General features: G+C 47.9%; 18 protein-coding genes and 1 pseudogene. 13 read left to right on the top strand and 6 right to left on the bottom strand.

All coding sequences use genetic code 11. From position 1 onward, the window contains the following. Window positions 1-73: 73 nt before the first annotated feature. The 3 genes and pseudogenes from glmM to ABD980_RS11140 form a co-directional block, all read right to left on the bottom strand. Window positions 74-316 (bottom strand): annotated as a pseudogene (gene glmM / locus ABD980_RS11150) (phosphoglucosamine mutase); the annotation flags it as partial. 86 nt (window positions 317-402) lie between these two features. After that, complete coding sequence (gene sul2 / locus ABD980_RS11145) at window positions 403-1,218, bottom strand: sulfonamide-resistant dihydropteroate synthase Sul2 (RefSeq protein WP_001043260.1); 816 nt, start codon at window positions 1,216-1,218, stop codon at window positions 403-405. Window positions 1,219-1,580: 362 nt separating this feature from the next. Next, entirely contained in the window at window positions 1,581-2,201 is a 621-nt protein-coding gene (locus ABD980_RS11140) for a hypothetical protein (RefSeq protein WP_345371738.1), read from the bottom strand. Window positions 2,202-2,356: 155 nt separating this feature from the next. Here ABD980_RS11140 and ABD980_RS11135 point away from each other — a divergent pair, with 155 nt between their 5' ends. The 7 genes from ABD980_RS11135 (at window position 2,357) to ABD980_RS11105 (ending at window position 8,612) form a co-directional block, all read left to right on the top strand. Next, entirely contained in the window at window positions 2,357-2,479 is a 123-nt protein-coding gene (locus ABD980_RS11135; protein ID WP_260649640.1) for a hypothetical protein, read from the top strand. Between the two features lies 1 nt (window position 2,480). Continuing rightward, entirely contained in the window at window positions 2,481-3,422 is a 942-nt protein-coding gene (hemC, locus tag ABD980_RS11130) for a hydroxymethylbilane synthase (protein ID WP_300648721.1), read from the top strand. 2 nt (window positions 3,423-3,424) lie between these two features. Further along, the gene (locus ABD980_RS11125) at window positions 3,425-4,219 is read left to right on the top strand and encodes a uroporphyrinogen-III synthase (protein ID WP_345371735.1); all 795 of its coding nucleotides are present in this window, start codon (window positions 3,425-3,427) and stop codon (window positions 4,217-4,219) included. Between the two features lie 26 nt (window positions 4,220-4,245). Then, on the top strand, window positions 4,246-5,628 hold the full coding sequence (locus tag ABD980_RS11120) for a uroporphyrinogen-III C-methyltransferase (RefSeq protein ID WP_345371733.1): 1,383 nt from the start codon (window positions 4,246-4,248) through the stop codon (window positions 5,626-5,628). 2 nt (window positions 5,629-5,630) lie between these two features. Further along, window positions 5,631-7,115 carry a heme biosynthesis HemY N-terminal domain-containing protein gene (locus tag ABD980_RS11115; protein ID WP_345371731.1) on the top strand — a complete coding sequence of 495 codons (1,485 nt, stop codon included), beginning with the start codon at window positions 5,631-5,633 and terminating at the stop codon, window positions 7,113-7,115. A gap of 22 nt (window positions 7,116-7,137) precedes the next feature. Further along, complete coding sequence (ppa, locus tag ABD980_RS11110) at window positions 7,138-7,671, top strand: inorganic diphosphatase (RefSeq protein ID WP_300648832.1); 534 nt, start codon at window positions 7,138-7,140, stop codon at window positions 7,669-7,671. Between the two features lie 407 nt (window positions 7,672-8,078). Continuing rightward, window positions 8,079-8,612 (top strand): ferritin-like domain-containing protein, encoded by a 534-nt coding sequence (locus tag ABD980_RS11105; RefSeq protein ID WP_260649649.1) that lies wholly within the window; start codon window positions 8,079-8,081, stop codon window positions 8,610-8,612. Window positions 8,613-8,667: 55 nt separating this feature from the next. On the opposite strand, the gene ABD980_RS11100 is transcribed toward ABD980_RS11105, so the two are convergent. Further along, window positions 8,668-9,516, bottom strand: a complete 849-nt coding sequence (locus tag ABD980_RS11100) for a mechanosensitive ion channel family protein (RefSeq protein WP_260649650.1) — start codon at window positions 9,514-9,516, stop codon at window positions 8,668-8,670. A gap of 188 nt (window positions 9,517-9,704) precedes the next feature. On the opposite strand from ABD980_RS11100, the gene serA reads away from it, so the two are divergent. After that, complete coding sequence (serA, locus tag ABD980_RS11095; RefSeq protein ID WP_300648828.1) at window positions 9,705-10,937, top strand: phosphoglycerate dehydrogenase; 1,233 nt, start codon at window positions 9,705-9,707, stop codon at window positions 10,935-10,937. Between the two features lie 59 nt (window positions 10,938-10,996). Here the strand turns inward: serA and ABD980_RS11090 are convergent, their stop codons facing one another. Then, window positions 10,997-12,247, bottom strand: coding sequence for an ATP-binding protein (locus tag ABD980_RS11090; protein ID WP_345371728.1), 1,251 nt, complete (start codon window positions 12,245-12,247; stop codon window positions 10,997-10,999). A gap of 175 nt (window positions 12,248-12,422) precedes the next feature. On the opposite strand from ABD980_RS11090, the gene ABD980_RS11085 reads away from it, so the two are divergent. The 3 genes from ABD980_RS11085 (at window position 12,423) to ABD980_RS11075 (ending at window position 15,046) form a co-directional block, all read left to right on the top strand. Continuing rightward, the gene (locus ABD980_RS11085) at window positions 12,423-13,847 is read left to right on the top strand and encodes an aspartate ammonia-lyase (protein WP_345371726.1); all 1,425 of its coding nucleotides are present in this window, start codon (window positions 12,423-12,425) and stop codon (window positions 13,845-13,847) included. 99 nt (window positions 13,848-13,946) lie between these two features. After that, on the top strand, window positions 13,947-14,375 hold the full coding sequence (locus ABD980_RS11080; RefSeq protein WP_300648822.1) for a tetratricopeptide repeat protein: 429 nt from the start codon (window positions 13,947-13,949) through the stop codon (window positions 14,373-14,375). A 2-nt stretch (window positions 14,376-14,377) separates the two neighbouring features. Continuing rightward, window positions 14,378-15,046, top strand: a complete 669-nt coding sequence (locus tag ABD980_RS11075) for a class I SAM-dependent methyltransferase (RefSeq protein ID WP_345371723.1) — start codon at window positions 14,378-14,380, stop codon at window positions 15,044-15,046. Between the two features lie 36 nt (window positions 15,047-15,082). Here ABD980_RS11075 and gabT read toward each other — a convergent pair whose 3' ends face one another. Further along, entirely contained in the window at window positions 15,083-16,351 is a 1,269-nt protein-coding gene (gene gabT, locus ABD980_RS11070) for a 4-aminobutyrate--2-oxoglutarate transaminase (RefSeq protein ID WP_345371721.1), read from the bottom strand. 129 nt (window positions 16,352-16,480) lie between these two features. On the opposite strand from gabT, the gene pdxR reads away from it, so the two are divergent. Continuing rightward, window positions 16,481-17,965: a MocR-like pyridoxine biosynthesis transcription factor PdxR gene (gene pdxR, locus ABD980_RS11065; protein ID WP_345371719.1), complete on the top strand. Its 1,485-nt coding sequence runs from the start codon at window positions 16,481-16,483 to the stop codon at window positions 17,963-17,965. Window positions 17,966-18,069: 104 nt separating this feature from the next. Beyond that, window positions 18,070-19,524 (top strand): NADP-dependent succinate-semialdehyde dehydrogenase, encoded by a 1,455-nt coding sequence (gabD, locus tag ABD980_RS11060; protein ID WP_300648575.1) that lies wholly within the window; start codon window positions 18,070-18,072, stop codon window positions 19,522-19,524. The last annotated feature ends 17 nt before the right edge of the window (window positions 19,525-19,541 follow it).

Below are 19,541 nucleotides of genomic sequence, written 5' to 3'. Positions count from 1 at the left end.
GGTGTCGAAAGAGTCAACTGCGGTCCAAAGCTGTTGGACTTGGGTGAAAAGGGCGTTTATTCTTCCTATACGTTGTCGGCAGCGGGCCAAAAAGGAATACGTCCATGCCCATCGAGGTGAAACCGGCTGTGAGCGCGGGTTCAAGCATATAGCCCGACAGGCGCGTATCCTTGCCGATCACGACACGATGGCGGTGGTCACCGCGACGAAAGACACGGCCAGCCGCCATGCCGACGCGCAAGGCGGTTTCCGCCGTCATCGCGCCTTCGTTGGCTTTGCCACGAATACCGTCTGTGCCGAAATATTTGCGCACCATAAGGTCGATTATCCTGTCGTCGGGTCGCCCTCAAAGGGGACATGCCTGCTGAACCGCGAATATAGAGAAATATCCCGAATGTGCAGTTAACGAATTCTTGCGGTTTCTTTCAGCGCCGCCAATACCGCCAGCCCGTCGCGCAAGGGGCGCGGCTCGTGTGTGCGGATGAAGTCAGCTCCACCTGCGGCGGCGGCAAGCTCTGCAGCGAGTGTCGCGGCCCCGACATCCCCCGGACCACGGCCTGTGAGCGCGCGCAGAAAGGATTTGCGCGAAACAGACAGAAGCACCGGCAAATCGAAGCGCAGCCGCAATTCATCGAACCGCGCCAGCACCGAGAGCGAGGTTTCGGGAGCAGCCCCCAGAAAAAACCCCATGCCGGGATCAAGGACAAGGCGGTTGCGTTTGATACCGGCACCCGTCAGCGCCGCGATGCGCGCGTCAAAGAACGCCGCAATGTGATCCATGATGTCGCCAGCGGGTGCCTCGCGCCGATCTGCCTGCCCGTCTTGCACCGAATGCATAACGACGAGTTTGGCAGATGATTTCGCCAATTGCGGATAGAACGCAGCGTCTGGAAAACCGCGAATATCATTGAGATAGGCCACACCACGCGACAAGGCATAGGCTTGCGTCGCGGGTTGATAACTGTCGAGCGAGACGGGAATGCCATCTGCCTTGAGCGCGTCCAGCACCGGCGCGATACGCGCGATTTCTGTGTCGGACGAAACAGGCGCGGCGTCGGGATTGCTGGATGCCGGACCGAGGTCGATCACATCTGCCCCCTCGGCCATCAGCTTACGCGCCTGCGCAATGGCTGCGTCTGGCGCCAGATACCGGCCTCCATCGGAGAAACTGTCCGAGGTTATGTTGACGATGCCGAAAATGATGAGCGATTTATTCATGGGGGCTTCTATAATAATAATAATCGAGCATGAGTCTCATACGGATGCTCGGGTCGAAAGGGAATCCCCAGGCGAGTAACCTGTTTGCGGTGATCCATTAGCTGCAGGAGCAGAATAGCATACATCTGGAAGCAAAGCCAGGAAAGCGGCCTATGGAGCTGTGCGGCAGCGCTCAGTAGGCAATTTTTCAAAATATTGTTAAGCCTTTTCTGAGCATGGTATTTTTCATGGTATTACCAATTAGCAGGAAAATAAGCCATTGAATATAAAAGATAAAAATGTCTTGTTTACAATAGAGTGGGAATAATTTCCCATCCCGAATAGTCTGGCAGTACATGGCATAAAAAGCCGCTAAGCCCGCGCTATTGCGGGCTTTTTGTGTTTGTTAGCCATTGGGTATAGGCTTTGTGGGTGGGTGGGCTTACGGAATCGAGAACTTTTTTATGATCGACTTTGTGGCGCACCATTAGGCGGGCATCGGCGACGGGGCGCGATCGACAAAACCAGTGACAGCTATGTTGAAATAAGTATAGCTCAGCGGAAAAGTGGTACGCGCGTGTTTTGGCATCCCAATTCGGCACGTTGTCGGCAACGTAACGAAAACCAGCAGCGTGGATATATAACAGTTTTCGGAAGTCGCGTTTCATAGAGGGGAATAGGTTTGTTAAAAAAGGCAGGTTGTATGCCAAAACCCCCATGAGCGTACTGTTTTCAGGCTCGTGCTCAAAGGCTTCTGCTAAGCGCTGAGCTTGTGCCGCTACCGTTTGCTCGGTTTGTGTTACTGTGGCAAAGATTTGTTCTTGTCGGCTAGGGTCAGCTTCTTGAATGGCGCGGGAATAGGTTGTGGTTAACGTTTCCATGTGTTTTTCTAACTGCATAGTCGCCAAATGTCGACTAAGTAGCTGGATGTGGTGGCGTTGATAACGTAGGCGCAAAACTTGCCCCATAATAAAAGCGATGAGCAGAGATAATGCAAAATTCACGGTTTTTATTCCTTAGTTTTGAATCCTGTGAGCGTAATGGTATCTTATTTTGGCTAAAGGTATATGTTTAAGAGGGAGCGTCTCTCTATCTTAGCTAGCTTAATCGTTTTATACTTGGGGGTATAAATATGTCTAAACAGGCGAAAGGAAAACAAATGACTTCCTCTGAGAAAACACACAAAAAGGCAGAATCAGGCCTTTCTTTATTGCAAGGTCTTGCTATTTTAGGCGCCTTGGGTTTAATCGGTGCAGCGATTGCACGTTATTTTGCAGGGTAGTATGTCCACACCAAAAAAACTTGTTATTGCCACACGTGCCAGTCGTTTAGCGTTATGGCAAGCTGAGCACGTGCGGGATCGGTTACGTGCGCTCTATCCAGATTGCCAAGTAGAACTACTGAGCATGAGCACCAAAGGCGATCGTATTTTAGACCGCAGTTTATCTAAAATCGGGGGTAAAGGGCTTTTTATTAAAGAGCTAGAAACCGCATTGTTGGATGGGCGAGCGGACTTAGCAGTGCACTCCCTTAAAGACGTCCCCTATGATGTGCCTGCACCATTTGCTTTGCCCGTCATTATGGAGCGTGATGATCCTCGGGATGCTTTTGTGTCGAATCACTATGCTTCATTAGCGGATTTACCTCATGGTGCGGTGGTGGGTACATCCAGCTTGCGTCGGGAATCGCAGCTGCGCGAGCGCTTTGCACATTTAACGATTAAACCGTTACGCGGTAATTTAGACACACGCTTAGCCAAGCTGGATGCAGGTGAATTTGATGCCATCATTCTGGCTACGGCTGGCTTGAAACGCTTGGGCTTAGCGGAACGTATTCGCTCAAGTATTGCTATTGATGATAGCTTGCCTTCTGCAGGTCAAGGGGCTTTGGGCATAGAAACGCATGCCGATCGTCAGGATCTACAAGCTTGGCTGGCGCCTTTGGTGTGTCAAGCCTCCACATATCGAGCTCAGGCCGAGCGCGCCGTGACGCGTGTGTTAGGTGGCTCATGTCAGGTACCTTTGGCGGCTTATGCTGAAATCGAAGGGGATCAACTTTGGGTTCGAGCCTTGGTTGCTGAGCCAGATGCTTCAGTGGTTTATCGGGCCGAGGCGCGTGGGCCGTTAGCCTCAGCGGAGGCCTTAGGGCAACAAGTAGGAGAAGACCTATTACAGCAGGGGGCGGATGAAATTCTAGCTAGGCTCTCTATTCCTACCGAGGATTAAATATGACCACGGTGGTTCTTACACGCCCAAAAGGAAAAAATGACAGACTGGCGCAGGCATTGTGCCAGTTGGGTGTTCAAAGCGTAGAGCTACCGGCCTTGGCCATTGCGCGCACTTTTACGGTTTTGCCTCAGGATTATGATCCTCAGGGCTTTGATTTGTTAATTTTTGTCAGTGCGCAAGCGGCACAGCTTTATTTAGAAGCGTTAACGGCGGCTGGAAAAACACTTGCTGCCGGTACTCGTATTGCTACAGTGGGAGCAGCCAGCGCCCAGCCTTTTTATCAGCAGCCTCAGCATTCTTCTTGGCAGCTGATTCATCCGCCGGCCTCGCATCCCCGCCAGGACTCCGAGGCCCTATGGGTGCTTTTACAGCCTTTACTTCCGGATGTGCAACGGGTATTGTTGGTTCGTGGCCAACAGGGCCGTGAGTGGTTAAGCCAACAGTTACTTGGCCAGGGGAAAATACTCACTCGTTGTTGCATTTATCAGCGCTTGGCAGCACAGTGGTCTGCCAAAGACGCTATACAACTACAGCCTGATTTGGTAAAACCCCAATCAGTTGTTTTTTTGTTAACCAGCTCTGAAAGCACGCGTTCGATATATCATAATATCGTACGTTTAGGATGGGAATCGCTGTGGCAGCAAGCCCAGTTCGTTGCTATCCATCCGCGTATAGCGGATTGTCTCATAGAGCTCAGCGCTTTTACACCAGCGCAAGCTGCTGCACAGATTCATGTGTGTGCGCCGACGGAAACCGCTATGCTAGAGGCATTACGGTCGGTAGCGCTGCCCTGATAATGCTTAACGGATACAATGAAATCATGACAGAAAAAAGCGATAAGACACAGCAGGTTGATAAATCTGCTACATCCAATAAGCCCAAAGCGGCTTCCGCTGCGCCCGCTCCCTCTCGTAAAAAGTCGACAGGTCCTGTGGTGTTAACAGTTATTGCTGCGGCCATTATTGGTGGTGGGGCTCTCTGGTATGTGCAGCAAAATCAGGAACACATACAACAGCAGTACCATACACAGCTTCAGCAAGTAGTCGCGCAAGCCCAAAAAAATCAAGAGACTTCCGCGCAAGCTTTGCAGCAGGTGCAAAATCAGCATCAGCAGTTACAGCAGTTGCAACAAGAATTGGCTCATACTAAAGAGCAGTTAGCAGATATGCGCGTGGCTTTGCAAACCATCAGTGATTCTGGCTCGGACCTTATGCTCCTTAATGATATCGAGCAGCTTGTGATCTTAGCCCAACAGCAATTACTGATTGGGGGGAATTTAGCCAATGCTATTGTGTCACTAGAAACCGCTCAAGCGCGATTGTCCCAAGCAAATCGTCAAAGCTTAGCTGTGTTGATTCAAACGCTTAATGGGGATTTGGATCGCTTACGGACGGCTCAGGTAGTAGATGTCAGTAGCATTACTGCTCAATTGGATCGTTTGGCTGATCTGGTTGATAAAGCACCGCTATATGTACCAGATGCCAAAAACAGCAATATCAATGGGCAGGTTTCTTCTACTATAGAGCCCGCAGCTGACACAGAGGTTGAGTCTGACGTGCCCATTGACGCCCCTTGGTGGCAAAAAACCTTATCGAATGCGGCTGAGCTAACGCAAAAAGGCTGGAAAACGATCAGCCAGGATTTGGGGCAATTTGTTAGTGTACGTCGTGTTGATGATTCGGCGGCTTTGCTTATGTCTGCGGAGCAGGCGGATCGTTTTCGTGAGCATTTACGCTTGCGGATTACCATGGCACAGCTGGCGTTAATGACAAAGCAGCCTAAGGTCTGGCAAGCGGAAATGGGGCATGTGGTGGATGCGATTGAGCGGCGTTTTGATCCGAGTTTAGCGATTACGCAACGCGCCTTGTCGTTAGCCACACAACTTGCAGATACAAATATTGATGTTAAGTTGCCTACTATTGATAACACGTTGGCAGCGATAGAGAGTCTAAAACAAGCAGAGCAGTCTGACGCACCCGTTTCAGTGCCTGATTTACCCACCTCTGAGACAGATACAAAGCCAGCCCCTGCTGATGAGCCCAAAACCTCTGATGCTGCTTCAGAAACTAACCCAAAGGATCAGCCCGCAGCCGCTAGTGCTTCGACCGAGTCCGATTCTTTGCCGGCGGATCAGCCTGAGAGCAGTACAGTGACTCACACGTTTGAGCTCCAGCATTCATCCACACGTCAACAGGTGGTGTAACTATGAAAACCTGGATTTGGACATGTATTGTATTTGTAGCGGCCGTAGCACTAGCGCTGGTGTTACGTGATCATAATGGTAATGTACTGATTGTTGCACCGCCTTGGCACGTGAGCTTTTCTATTACTTTTGGTGTGATCGCTCTGATTGCCGGTTTTTTTGGTTTTTATGCACTATTACGTTTACTTTCATGGTTAACAGGTAGTCCCGAGCGTTTTAAAATTTGGCGACGTCGTCGAGCAGAAAAACGTGATCAAGAGCTTTTGCAAAATGGGTGGATCAGTACGCTGGAAGGCCGTTATGCGCAAGCGGAAAAAGAGCTCTCTAAATTGCTAGCCAAAACCAAGTCAAAAACCTCAAAGGTGGTGGCTGGTTTGGCCTCTGCACAGGCCTCACAGTATCTAGAAGAATATCAGCGTCGCGATGAGGCGTTACAGATTGCACAAAAAAACGCGGGTTCGGATCCTCGTTTAAAGTTAGCCTACGCGACCGCCGCTGCTGAGCTCTATTTAGAGCAAGGGCAAACCCAGCAGGCGATTGATTTACTGCAACCGGTACAGGATGCGAGCTCACGTCATTTTCATGCTACCCGTTTATTGCTCAAAGCATACAGACAGCAAGATAACTATGAGCGTGTTTATGAGCTAACTCGTTTGTTATTGCGTCGTAGCGCGATTGATAAAACGCAAGCTTTAGCTTATATCGAGTATGCGGCAGCGCGACGTATTCAGTCGGCCACACAGATAGATTCGTTTAAAGCAGTCTGGAATGATTTGCGCACTGAAGAAAAAAATCTGGAGCAGGTGGCTATAGCGGCGGCGCAGTTCCTAGAAGCACAGCAAAACTATGAAGAGCAAGCGCGAGTATTAGAAGCGGCGATTCAGCAAAAACCTAGTCCGGAATTGTATAGTTTATATGCTAACTGCCCAGCTGAGCATTACAGTCGTCGCTTAAGTAAAGCGGAAGAGTGGTTGCAAAAATACCCACACGACCCAGCCTTATTGATCGCTTTAGGGCGTTTGTGTATTACAGGACAGTTGTGGGGCCAAGCTGAGCATTATTTAAAACGCAGCATGAAAATCCGTAATGACTTACGCGTGCATGCTTTGTTGGCTCAGTTGTATGATGCATTAGGACGAGAAGAGGACGCTAGGTATCATTGGCGTATTGCGGCAGTCACGGCAGGCGCACTACCTGTTATGACCCCTAATCGCTTATTACCAGCGGCTGATTTACAGGCGGATCCTACCTTGGTTGATGGTCACTTGCCCGAAGCACCGCTGATCGTAGATAATGATCGTCCTATGGCTGCAAGTGCAGTAGATAGCAGTGTTTTAGGCGCAAAGTCGCATACGGTGCTTGCACCTAGCGAAATGACTGAAACGAGCGAGAACAGTCATCATCCAGATCATTATTTTGATTCTGCTCCTATTCCTGGAGTGGATGTAACGATGACTTCTGATGGCTCCTCTCGCTCAAAAGATTAATTGTTTTTATAAAGGCGTATCAATGAGCTTGACTGCAATAAGTTATGGCGACAATGCCCCCGAAGAGTTCAACGTGGTTGTAGAGATCCCGATGAACTCGGATCCGGTCAAATATGAAATTGATGATAAAACAGGCGTGGTGATGGTAGACCGCTTTATGTTGGCGGCGATGCATTATCCATGTAACTATGGCTATGTGCCACAAACTATTTCCGAGGATGGCGATCCGGTAGATGTGTTGGTTTTATCGCCTTTTCCAATTCAGGTAGGTGCGGTAGTAAAATGTCGTGCCGTAGGGGTATTGAATATGGAAGACGAAGCCGGTGGCGATGCTAAGGTGTTGGCTGTACCTGTAACTAAACTTTATCCTCCATACCGCCATATCAATGCACCTTCTGATTTACCCCAAGAGGAATTAGATCGTATCCAGCACTTTTTTGAGCGTTACAAAGACTTAGAAAAAGGGAAGTGGGTTAAGGTCCAGGGCTGGGCGGATGCAGATGCAGCCAAAGCGGAAATCACAAGCAGTATTGAGCGTTATAAAGCAGCAAAATAACAGCTAAAACGCTACGTCGTAAAAAGGCTTTACATTTTATCATGTAAAGCCTTTTTTATGCTTTGCTAGGGGGCTTAGTTGAGATCGTGATGACTATAAATGATTGTGGTAATGGTGGGGGTGTGGTTTTTTATCAAGTATTAATAAATTTAATACTTGGGTATTTTGCTTATTTATGTAACATGCAGTAAGATCAGTTCAGCGTTTGAACAAGTCAAAAAAGCGCGGAGGATAAGGGGACGAGTGTTTCGAGATCTTACGGCATTAGGATCTTGTGTTTTATACAGCGGCATTTTGCCGCTGTTTTTTTTCGTTATTCATGGTTACGTTTTGTATTGAGCGGCTGGGCTATGGTGGTATTAGAAGTACAGACCGTTGTTTGTATGATTATTGAAAAGGAATAAGCCATGAGCCAAAATAACCAGAGTATTCTTGATGTCGCCGCAATTCGTGCGCAAGCAAAAAAACATGTTGACGACGGGGCAGTTTCTTCCGGCTATCAGGGCGATAGAGAAAAAATCATCCAAATGCTCAACGAAGCATTGGCGACAGAATGGGTCTGTGTATTGCGCTATATGCGCCATTATTTCACCGCTACAGGTATCCATAACGAATCCATTAAAGCGGAGTTTTTAGAGCATGCACAACAGGAGCAAGAGCATGCTAGCCGTATTGCTGAGCGCATTGTGCAGTTAAATGGTGAGCCCGATTTAGACCCAGCGACCTTAGTAACACGTAGTCATGCCGAATACGATACCAGTGCTGATATTAAGGACATGATTCGTGCGAACTTAATTGCTGAGCGTATCGCCGTGGAGTCGTATCGTCAGATGATTGCAATTATTGGTGATACCGACCCCACCACACGTCAAATGTTAACGGAAATCATGGCAGTAGAAGAAGAACATGCGGATGAAATGAGCGATTTATTAGGCTTGTAAATCGGTATTTTGTTGTAGCAAGGTGCCTCGTCCCCTGGATGGTGACGGGGCATTTTTATTGGGAGTGGGGCAGCAGACTAAGCTGGGCGCCATATTCTTGCCAGATTTGATTTTGGATTTGTTGGGATACGGCCTCTTTTTGGGCAGCAGGCACTAAAAAGCGTATTTCCACCCAGTGCTGCTTGGTGTCCACAGGCTCCCACAGCACCTCTATTTTATTAGATGGGGCTTCTAAAAGGGCTCTGGAGCCCAAGCGTTGAAAATGACGTAATGAGTCATTTGCCCATGGCTCACAAATGCGGGTTGCTATACGCGTAGCAATATCTGTGAATTCGGCTCGCGGTGTGGCGTAAGGGACAGCAATGCGCAGTGTGCCCACGACATAAGCACCTAGCCCAAAGTGATTCGTGATGACCGCAGTTAGCAATACACTATTAGGTAGCACAATGGTTTTACCTGTAATTTGATGGGAACCATTGGTTTCAGAAAGGGTGATATTCAGTAGGTCCACATCTACTACCAGGCCCTGCACACCGCTGAGTTCAATATGGTCTCCCACATTAAAAGGGCGCGACATAGCAAACATGGTGTAACCGGTGATGCACATAATGAGCTCTTTGGTGGATAAAACCAATGCCATGGCAAAAGCGGAAAGGGAAATCGCTACACCAGCAATCTTGGTGGCCCAAATCATGACAATAAAGCTAACAGCAGCCAAGATGATGACGTTTTTAATTAAAACCAGCTGTTGTCGGCCTTGACCCCGCTTAGCTTGCGCGCGTGCCGGTGAGGTTTGATAGCGCACATTAAGATGGTTGAGAAAGATAGCAACGATAATCACCACAATGGATGAAACGATACGTACTAGCTCACCACCAAAAAAGGTATTTAGGCTACTAATCAAGTGCAAGTTCCTCGGATGAAGTCAAAATACGGCTTATTTTATCAGCCTGTGGCTTAAAACCCTATGCTAAGTGCTCGTTGCCGTCAGCAGTTTGCTTTGAGAAAGGGTAGGGGTATTCCATTTCGTTGGCTAGCTTGTGGTAGCATTTAGGTAACAGAATTGATTTTTTTTGCAAGAAAGGTTTATTGATGAGCAAAACATCCTTAGATAAAAGCAAAATTCGTATTTTATTACTTGAAGGTGTGCATCAAAATGCAATAAACACCTTTAATGCCGCCGGTTACGACAACATTGAAACCATTCCCAGTGCGTTGTCGGGTGATGAGCTCAAAGCCAAGATTGCCGATGCGCATTTTATTGGTATCCGTTCTCGCACCCAGCTCACTAAAGAAGTCTTTGATGTGGCAGAAAAGCTGGTGGCCGTAGGATGTTTTTGTATTGGTACGAATCAGGTGGATTTAACTGCTGCTCGTGAGCGGGGGATTGCTGTCTTTAATGCACCGCACTCTAATACGCGTTCGGTGGCAGAGCTAGTTTTAGGTGAAGCCATTATGTTGCTACGTGGCATTCCGCAAAAAAATGCGGCGGCTCATCAGGGCAAATGGCTCAAGAGTGCGGCGGGTTCTTACGAGATGCGCGGTAAGACGCTAGGGATTATTGGGTATGGTTCAATTGGTACACAGTTATCCGTATTGGCCGAAGCCTTAGGCATGAATGTGGTGTATTACGATGTGGTCACGAAGCTGCCTTTAGGTAATGCCCGCCAGCTTGATCAGCTTGATCAGCTTTTGGCCCAAAGTGATGTGGTTTCCTTACACGTGCCAGAGCTACCCTCCACGCATATGATGATGGGCGAAAAACAAATACGCACCATGAAAAAGGGTGCCGTGTTGCTTAACGCGGCGCGAGGCACGGTAGTCGATATCGATGCCTTGGCAGCGGCGATTCAGGACAAGCATCTAGCCGGTGCGGCCATTGATGTGTTCCCAGTGGAGCCCCGCTCCAATGATGATGAGTTTCTCAGTCCGCTACGTGGCCTGGATAATGTGATTTTAACCCCGCATATTGGGGGTTCCACCCAAGAGGCTCAGGCCAATATTGGGATCGAGGTGGCACAAAAGCTTGTGAAATATAGCGATAATGGCACGTCGGTGTCCTCGGTGAACTTTCCTGAGCTGGCTTTGCCCTCGCACCCTGGCAAGCATCGTATTTTACATATTCACAAAAATCAGCCGGGTATGTTAGGGGCCATTAATAAAGTTTTTGCCGATAGTGATATCAACGTATCGGGGCAGTTTTTGCAAACAGATGAAGCCGTGGGCTATGTGGTCATTGATGTGGATCAAGCGCATTCCCAGCAGGCTTATCAAGCGTTAAAAGAAATTCCGGGAACAATGCGTTGTCGCTTGTTGTTTAGCTAGTTCTCACTGGCGTTATTTAAAGCCCTTTGGTGTATATCAAAGGGCTTTTTTAATGAGGATTACACAGCCTGATCAGGCAGAAAAAACAACTCGATTTGGGTGCCGTGATCGAGTTCACTTTTTAACTCTAAGCGCCAAGACAGTTTTTCACACATCAGTGTGACAATATACAGACCCAGTCCCCCTGTTGTGGGAGCTTGCTGCTGTCCAAGTCGAGCTTGTTGTTGGGGGCTTAAACCCCGACCTTGGTCTTGTAATAGTATATGATCGGCGTAGAGGTGTAGCGTAATGGTTCCCGTTGTGTGCTGCAGTGCATTTTGAATCAAATTACGCAATAGCATGGTGATGAGTAGGGCGTTGGCTTCAACCTGGGGCTGCGCATGGCTGTGAAAATGCACACGTTGTGGGATAGGGTACACCGTTCCCATATCTTGGAGTAATTGCTGAATAAGTGATTGGAGATGAACGGTATGTATATCGTGGCTGGACTCATAACGGGATAAGCGCAAAATCGTATTAATATTATCTGTCATATCCTGATTGGCGCGTTTTAAGCGTTGTAAGGTTTTTTGATCGGCAGTGCTAAGTTGGTTACGGGCTTCGATAATTTCTATGGCGCCGGCGATGACAGCAATAGGCGTTCGCAGCTCATGGCTGGCCAAATGCAGTAGGTTTTTTTCGCGCTGCATATAGGCGGTGAGCTCGGCTAAAAAGCGGTTAAATGTTTGGGCAATATCGTAGAGCTCTTGGTCTTGATAGTTCAGCTTGAGTTGTGGCAGGTTTGGGCCAACGGGCAGTTGTTGGATGGTTTGACTAAGCCGTTGTAAAGGGGTGGTGATTTTTTGGCTACTGACACGAGCCAGCCACCAGCTGAGTATGGAAATTAATCCGACCAAAATAAAGGTGAGAGCAGTGAATTTGTCTTCACGCTGCTCAAATGCCGTAATGTTGCGTGCCACATACAGTGTGCCATGAGAGGTGGTTTGCTTATTAAGTAAAAAAGTTTGGTCTTGTTCGTAGACCTCAGCGACCTCACGTTGTGCTAAGGCATTAAATAAACTCGGGAAATGAGCGGGGTGGGGTTGGCCAGCAGGGATATAAGCAATTTGGTGTGAAGCGCTTTGCCAAATAAAGGGCTCTGTACCTTGCATTGGCGCGATAATAGGGGCATCGCCAAGCTCAGGTGACATTTTTAGCATGGTGTATTCTAAGCTTTCGTTGGCTAAAAAAAGAGTCAGCACCATTGTGATCATACTGATTAGGCTGACAATAAAAATGGCACGGTAGATACGATTCGCGATGGGTTTCATAGGCAAGGCTTGGATTGTAGCGGTTTAGGTGCTAATCTTAATTGTTTTCATAATATAAAAAATGCGCTTTATTGTGTACAAAAGCGTAAAAAACATTAGCGCAATCGGCTTTTTGCGTTTTAAAATATTTTTTTGCCGTTTATATGTAAAAAGCATTTGCTTAGGTTGAATTATCGTGCCAGAAACTGTATCTACTCGTACCGAAGAAGACCTTTTAGGTCAATTAGAAGTTCCTTCTCATGCCTATTATGGCATTCAAACTCTACGTGCTGTCCAGAACTTCAAGCTTTCTGGGGTGCCGTTAGCGCATTTTCCTAATTTTGTGATTGCGTTGGCCATGGTTAAACATGCTGCTGCCGATGCAAATCACGAGCTAGGCTATTTGACTACATGCAAACATCAGGCGATTACCCACGCATGTCAACGCATTATGCAGGGTGAATTCCATGATCAGTTTGTGGTGGATATGATTCAAGGGGGTGCTGGTACCTCGACGAATATGAATGCCAACGAGGTCATTGCGAATGTGGCGTTGGAATACTTAGGTTGCGAAAAGGGGGACTACAAACAAGTTAACCCCAACAATGACGTGAACATGGCGCAGTCTACTAACGATTCTTACCCTACCGCAATTCGCTTGGGGCTGTTGTTAGGGCATGACAAGCTTTTACAGAGCTTAGAAAATTTGATCGCGGCGTTTCGGGTAAAAGCACAGGCTTTTGAGCATGTATTAAAAATGGGGCGTACACAGCTTCAGGATGCTGTTCCTATGACCCTTGGTCAGGAATTCCAAGCGTTTGCAACCACCCTCGAAGAAGATTTATGCCGTTTACGCACGCTGGTGCCAGAGCTGCTTTGCGAGGTAAACCTAGGTGGAACCGCAATTGGTACAGGGATTAATGCTGACCCTAGCTACCAACGTTTAGCCGTAGAGCGATTGGCTGCGATCAGTGGTCACCCGGTCAAATCGGCGGTGGACCTGATCGAAGCCACTTCAGATATGGGTGACTTTGTCTTGTTCTCCGGTATGCTCAAGCGCACAGCGGTTAAACTCTCAAAAATCTGTAATGACTTACGCTTGCTTTCGAGCGGACCACGCACAGGGATTAACGAGATTAATCTTCCTGCCCGTCAGCCAGGTAGCTCGATTATGCCGGGTAAAGTCAATCCCGTGATTCCAGAGGCCGTGAATCAAGTGGCGTTTGAAATCATAGGCAATGATCTAACACTGACCATGGCGGCGGAAGCCGGTCAGCTACAGCTAAACGTCATGGAACCGATCATTGCTTACAAAATGTTTGATTCCATTCGTTTATTGCAGCGCTCGATGGATATGTTGCGCGAGCTTTGTATTGATGACATTACCGCTAATGAAAACCACTGCCTGCATTTGGTCGAGCATTCTATTGGGCTAGTGACGGCACTTAACCCCTATATTGGTTACCAAAACTCCACACGAATTGCTAAAAAAGCCCTAGAGAGTGGTCGTGGGATTCTGGAGCTGGTGCGCGAGGAAAAACTCCTCGAAGACGACGTATTGGATGATATTTTGAAACCCCAGAATATGATCGCTCCCCGTTTGGTTCCAGTGAACAGCTAATCTAAGCAAAGCGACAACGGCATCAAGGCATAGCTCAAAAGGCTATGCCTTTTTGTTTGTGGGATAAAATGGTTAAAGAACTACCACAGGAGTATGGTTATGCATTTACAAGAAGAGCTTTATCAAAGTCTCTATGAGCTAGCGGATCAGGGCAATATTGCCTTAGATCAGGGGCGCTACGAGGAGGCAATCGTATTATGGCAGCAGGCGCTAGATGTATTACCTGCTCCAGTTAATCAATGGCAGGCGGCCTTTTGGTTATATGCGTCGATGGGAGAGGCCTTATATCAGCTAGAGCGCTACGATGAGGCCACAGCGGTATTAGAACAAGCAGCCCATAACCCCGAGGGCAAAGAAAATCCGTATCCTTATTACATGCTAGGTAAATGCGCTTGGCGCTCAGGCCAAGACAAAGCGGCCAAGTATCTTTTAAAAGCTTACGATTTAGATGGCGAAGGGATTTTTATAGCGGACCCTGTCGATGGCGAGGCCTGTTTGGCTTATCTTTATGATTTGGGTGCACTTTAAAAATGTTAAAAACCATTCATGATATTGACTTTGCGGCCTTGTATAAACAGCATAAGCAGTTGGCAGCTCGACCTCGTTCTAGCCCAGAAAAATGGGATGCTAAAGCCCAGCAGATAGGGATAGGGCAGCTAGAGGACGCTTATACGCACGCTTTATTACAAGCACTATCGTTGCAAAAAACAGAAACCCTGTTAGATGTGGGCTGTGGTGCTGGGGCCGTGGCGGTACTTGCCGCGCCTTATGTACGGCAGGTGTATGCGCTGGATTACAGTGTGGGTATGCTGGCCAAACTACAAGAGAATGCCCAACACTATCAGGCGCATAATGTTAAAACATTATGTAAAGACTGGGAAGATGATTGGCAGGATGTGCCTGTTTGCGATGTGGTGGTTGCTTCGCGATCTACTTTGGTCGAGGATATGGCGGCGGCACTCAAAAAACTGACCCAACAGGCAAGGCGTCGAGTGTATTTGACCTATCCATTAAATCCTGCTTTTGGGGCTAGGCCAGATATAGACCCTGTGCAACAACCACAGTTAGCGACGCCTTCGTATTTATATATCTTGGGGATTTTATATCAGCAGGGTTATGCCGCTCAGCTTCGTTTTATTGGCAATAAAGGCTTGCATCAGCAGCCTACAGGTTGGGCGTTGATTGATTGGGAGGTTTAAGATAAATGGCGCCCTGTGATAGGGCGCTTAAAAGGTTTAACTATTTTGAATGGCTTCAACCAGAATATCTAAGGCCTCATCCATGACGGCATCTGGGATAGTTAAAGGAAATAAGAAACGAATGACATTGGCTTCTGGGCCGCATGTTAATAATATTAAGCCTTTATCTAGTGCATAGTTTTGGATTTTTTTCACAAGAGCTGTCTCTGCAGCATGGGTGTTCGGATCACGAAATTCTACTGCTATCATGGCACCCAGACCACGAATAGAGGAAATGGTAGGGACTTGTTTTTGTAGACTTTGTAAGCGTTGTTGCAGTTTTTCGCCAAGTTGGTGACCACGTGCTAAAAGATTTTCCTCTTCAATGACCTCAATGACAGCAAGGGCAGCGGCAATAGCCAGAGGGTTGCCTGCGTAGGTGCCCCCAAGCCCGCCAGCGACGGGAGCATCCATGATGTCGGCACGACCGCAAACGGCTGATAACGGCATACCGCCGGCCAGGCTTTTGGCCATGGTTGTGATATCGGCTTTAACGCTGTAGTGCTCCATGGCGAACAGTTTACCTGTACGACCAAATCCGGTTTGAACCTCGTCGGCGATCAGTAAAATACTATGCTCATCGCAGAGCTCACGTAAAAACACCATGAACTCAGGGGGGCATACATTAAACCCTCCTTCCCCTTGAATGGGTTCAATAATAATTGCGGCGACCTGGTCAGCATCCACCGTTGTGTTCAATAAGCTAAGCAGTTCTTTTTTAGCGAGCTCTGCGCTGATTCCAAGCGAGGCATTCGGGTAAGGGGTGTGATAAATATTCGAAGCTAAAGGACCAAAACCTTTTTTATAGGGGTTGACCTTAGCGGTAAGCGTCATCCCTAAAAAGGTTCTTCCATGAAACGCATTGCTAAATGAAATAATCGCGGGCCGCTGGGTGGCGTAACGTGCAATCTTAATAGCATTTTCTACCGCTTCTACGCCTGTAGTAAAAAAAGCGGTTTTTTTAGTAAAGTCGCCAGGGACCAACGTATTCAATTTTTCGGCTAATTCAATATAGTTTTGATAGGGAATGATTTGATACGCCGTATGCGTAAAAAGTTGTAATTGTTTTTCTATGGCCGCGATGATGCGAGGATGACGGTGGCCGGTGTTAAGCACAGCGATGCCACTTGCAAAATCAATATAACGTTTCCCTTCCACATCCCAGATTTCCGCATTTTCGGCGGACTGAGCGTAAAAGTCACACATGACACCGACGCCTCGTGGGGTCGCTGCATTTTTACGTTGGACTAGATCGGCATTTTTCATGGGGTGTCTCCTTATACGAAGTAGGGTGTAAGAGATAGCTTATCGTTAACTTGGTTCCACATGAAGAGCCATTTATGGCAGAATTGGGCAGTCCATTTTGGATTTAAGCCAGAAAAGAGGAGTTAAGAAATGAAAGGGGGTGCTTTAGCGGAGTATGTGCTGCAGCATTTGGATCGTCAGTCAGCACGCACTTTGTCGCGGCAGCTGTACCGTATTTTTAGCCAGTTGATTTTAGATGGGGTGCTGCAAGCAGGAGAAAAGCTTCCCGCAAGCCGTACATTAGCCCAAGAATGTGGGCTTTCAAGAAATACAGTCGTGCAGGCTTATGAGCAACTATTAGCCGAAGGCTATGTGGAGTCCTATACAGGAAGCGGTACTTTTGTGTCCGCAGCGGTGCAAGTTCAGCAGCAAGTGGAAACGGTGGATACGCTTACCCTGTCTACCGCTGTGCCACACTGGGAGCTATCGACGCGTGGTATTGAAATGGTCAGTAGGGCGCAAGCTTCGCCACAGCAATGGCAACCCTTTGTGGCGGGGGTACCGGATGTATCGTTATTTCCAAATCAAATCTGGTTACGGCTCTTACGGCGTCATTGGAAAACCGCAAAGCCTGAGCTATTAACGTATGCGCACGGAGCGGGCTATTTACCGTTACGTGAGGCACTGATCGAGCATTTACGTTTAGCGCGGGGTGTGCGGGGCTCTGCAGAACACGTGTTGCTTATTTCTGGGTTACATCAAGCATTAAGTTTAACGGCTCACTTGCTTGCTGAGCCAGGAATGACGGTATGGATGGAGAATCCCGGCTATTGGGGGGCAAGTACCGTATTGAAAATGGCTGGGCTCAAAGTGGTGCCCATTGCGGTGGATGAGGAAGGCTTAGCACCTACGGCAGAGCAAATGCGTGAGCCCCCACGATTGATATTTGTGACGCCTTCGCACCAGTATCCTTTAGGACATGTGATGAGTTTAGCGAGACGGCGTCTGCTGTTGGAGTATGCGTATCAACACGGCTCATGGATTATTGAGGACGATTATGACAGCGAGTTTAGATTCGAAGGGCAGCCTATTGCTTCGTTACAGGGCTTAGATCAATATCATCGCGTCATTTATATGGGTACATTTTCTAAAACCTTGTTTCCTGGAATGCGCTTAGGCTATATGGTGTTGCCTCAAACCCTGACGCGTTATTTTGCCACTGGTGTCTCCGAGTTGTATCGGGATGGGCGTTTGCTCGAGCAGGCGGTATTGTGTGATTTTATCACCGAGGGGCATTATGCCGCGCATGTGCGGCGGGTGCGCTTGCATTACGCCCGTCGCCAAAGTGTATTGCGCGAGGTCATTGCCGAAACACTAGGAGAAAACTGGCCTTTGTCTAATCACGAGGCAGGGTTGCATTTAGTGGTGCATTTGCCAGTGGGAACGGATGATGTGCGTATCAGCCAGGCCGCACAAGCAATAGGTTTGATGGTGCGGCCTTTATCTAAATATTATTTGGATAAAAACGCAAAGCCGGGCTTGCTGTTGGGTTATGCAAACGTAGATGAAGCATTAATTAAGCCCTATTTTAGGCGTTTAGTGAGTATTATCCAGTCCGCTATAGCGAGCGATTAGCACGAAGAGAAATATACAAACCCGTTAATCTATTTTAGAATGGAACCCTAAAATATAATAAAAATAGGTGTTTTTTTAGTCCGTTTTCAGAGTTTGGAGGAGTTATGTTGAATTTATCTCGCCCTGATTTATTTAAACAGCAGGCGTATATCAATGGTCAGTGGGTAGATGCGGATAGTGGTGAGACCATCGCGGTCCGAAATCCCGCTACGGGTGCAGTACTAGGGACCATTCCTAAAATGGGAGCGACTGAAACGCGCCGAGCCATTGAAGCGGCCGCCACTGCGCAAAAACAATGGCGTCGCCTAAGTGCCAAAGAGCGAGCTGTGATTTTACGGCGTTGGTTTGATTTGATGATGACACATCAAGATGACTTAGCCCGCATTATGACTTTAGAGCAAGGAAAGCCTTTAGCCGAAGCTAAAGGGGAAATTGCTTATGGTGCATCCTATTTAGAGTGGTATGCCGAAGAAGGCAAGCGTGCTTATGGGGATGTGATCCCTGGGCCAGCACATGACCGTCGTATTGTTGTGATCAAAGAGCCAGTGGGGGTATGTGCAGCCATAACACCATGGAATTTTCCTTCCTCAATGATTACGCGCAAAGCGGGTGCAGCCTTAGGAGCGGGTTGCGCCATTGTGGTCAAGCCTGCAACACAAACCCCTTATTCGGCTTTTGCGCTAGCGGTGTTGGCACAAGAGGCTGGGGTGCCAGAGGGTGTTTTTTCTATTGTGACGGGCTCTGCCTCGGCGATTGGTGAGGAAATGACCAGCAATGATATTGTGCGCAAAATCAGTTTTACCGGCTCTACGGATATTGGCCGGTTATTGATGGCACAGGCTGCACCTCAAATTAAAAAAATCTCTTTAGAATTAGGGGGAAATGCCCCATTTATCGTCTTTGATGATGCCGATATAGATGCTGCCGTCGAAGGGGCGATAGTGAGTAAGTTCCGCAATATGGGGCAAACCTGCGTATGTGCAAACCGTCTTTATGTACAACGGGGTGTGTACGATGCGTTTGTGGAAAAATTCACGGCAAAAGTGGCGCAGCTCAAAGTAGGTGATGGGCTACAAGCGCAGGTCACTCAGGGGCCACTCATTGATCAGGCTGCTGTAGAAAAGGTCAAAGAGCACATTGAGGACGCAGTGGCTCAAGGAGCGCATATTGCCTTAGGAGGCAAGGCGCATGAGCTTGGTGGTTTGTTTTTTGAGCCCACGGTCTTAACGCACATGAAGTCTTCCATGAAAGTCGCGCGCGAGGAAACGTTTGGTCCTTTAGCGCCAGTTTTTGCTTTTGAAAACGAGGACGAGGTCATTGAGCTTGCTAACCAAACTGAATATGGCTTAGCAGCCTATTTTTATAGCCGTGATATTGGGCGGGTTTGGCGTGTGGCAGAGGCGTTGGAATACGGGATGGTGGCAATTAATAGTGGCTTGCTTTCTAACGAAGCAGCTCCGTTTGGGGGCGTCAAACAATCTGGCTTTGGACGCGAGGGGTCGCATTATGGCTTAGATGACTATTTAGTTATTAAATATATGTTGATGGGCGGTATTTAAACTTACAATAGCATTTA

The organism is Paenalcaligenes hermetiae, from assembly GCF_039543645.1.
In the GTDB taxonomy this organism is placed as follows: domain Bacteria; phylum Pseudomonadota; class Gammaproteobacteria; order Burkholderiales; family Burkholderiaceae_B; genus Paenalcaligenes; species Paenalcaligenes hermetiae.
Note: the sequence above shows the minus strand (reverse complement) of the source record. Positions and strands in the feature narration are given on the sequence as shown.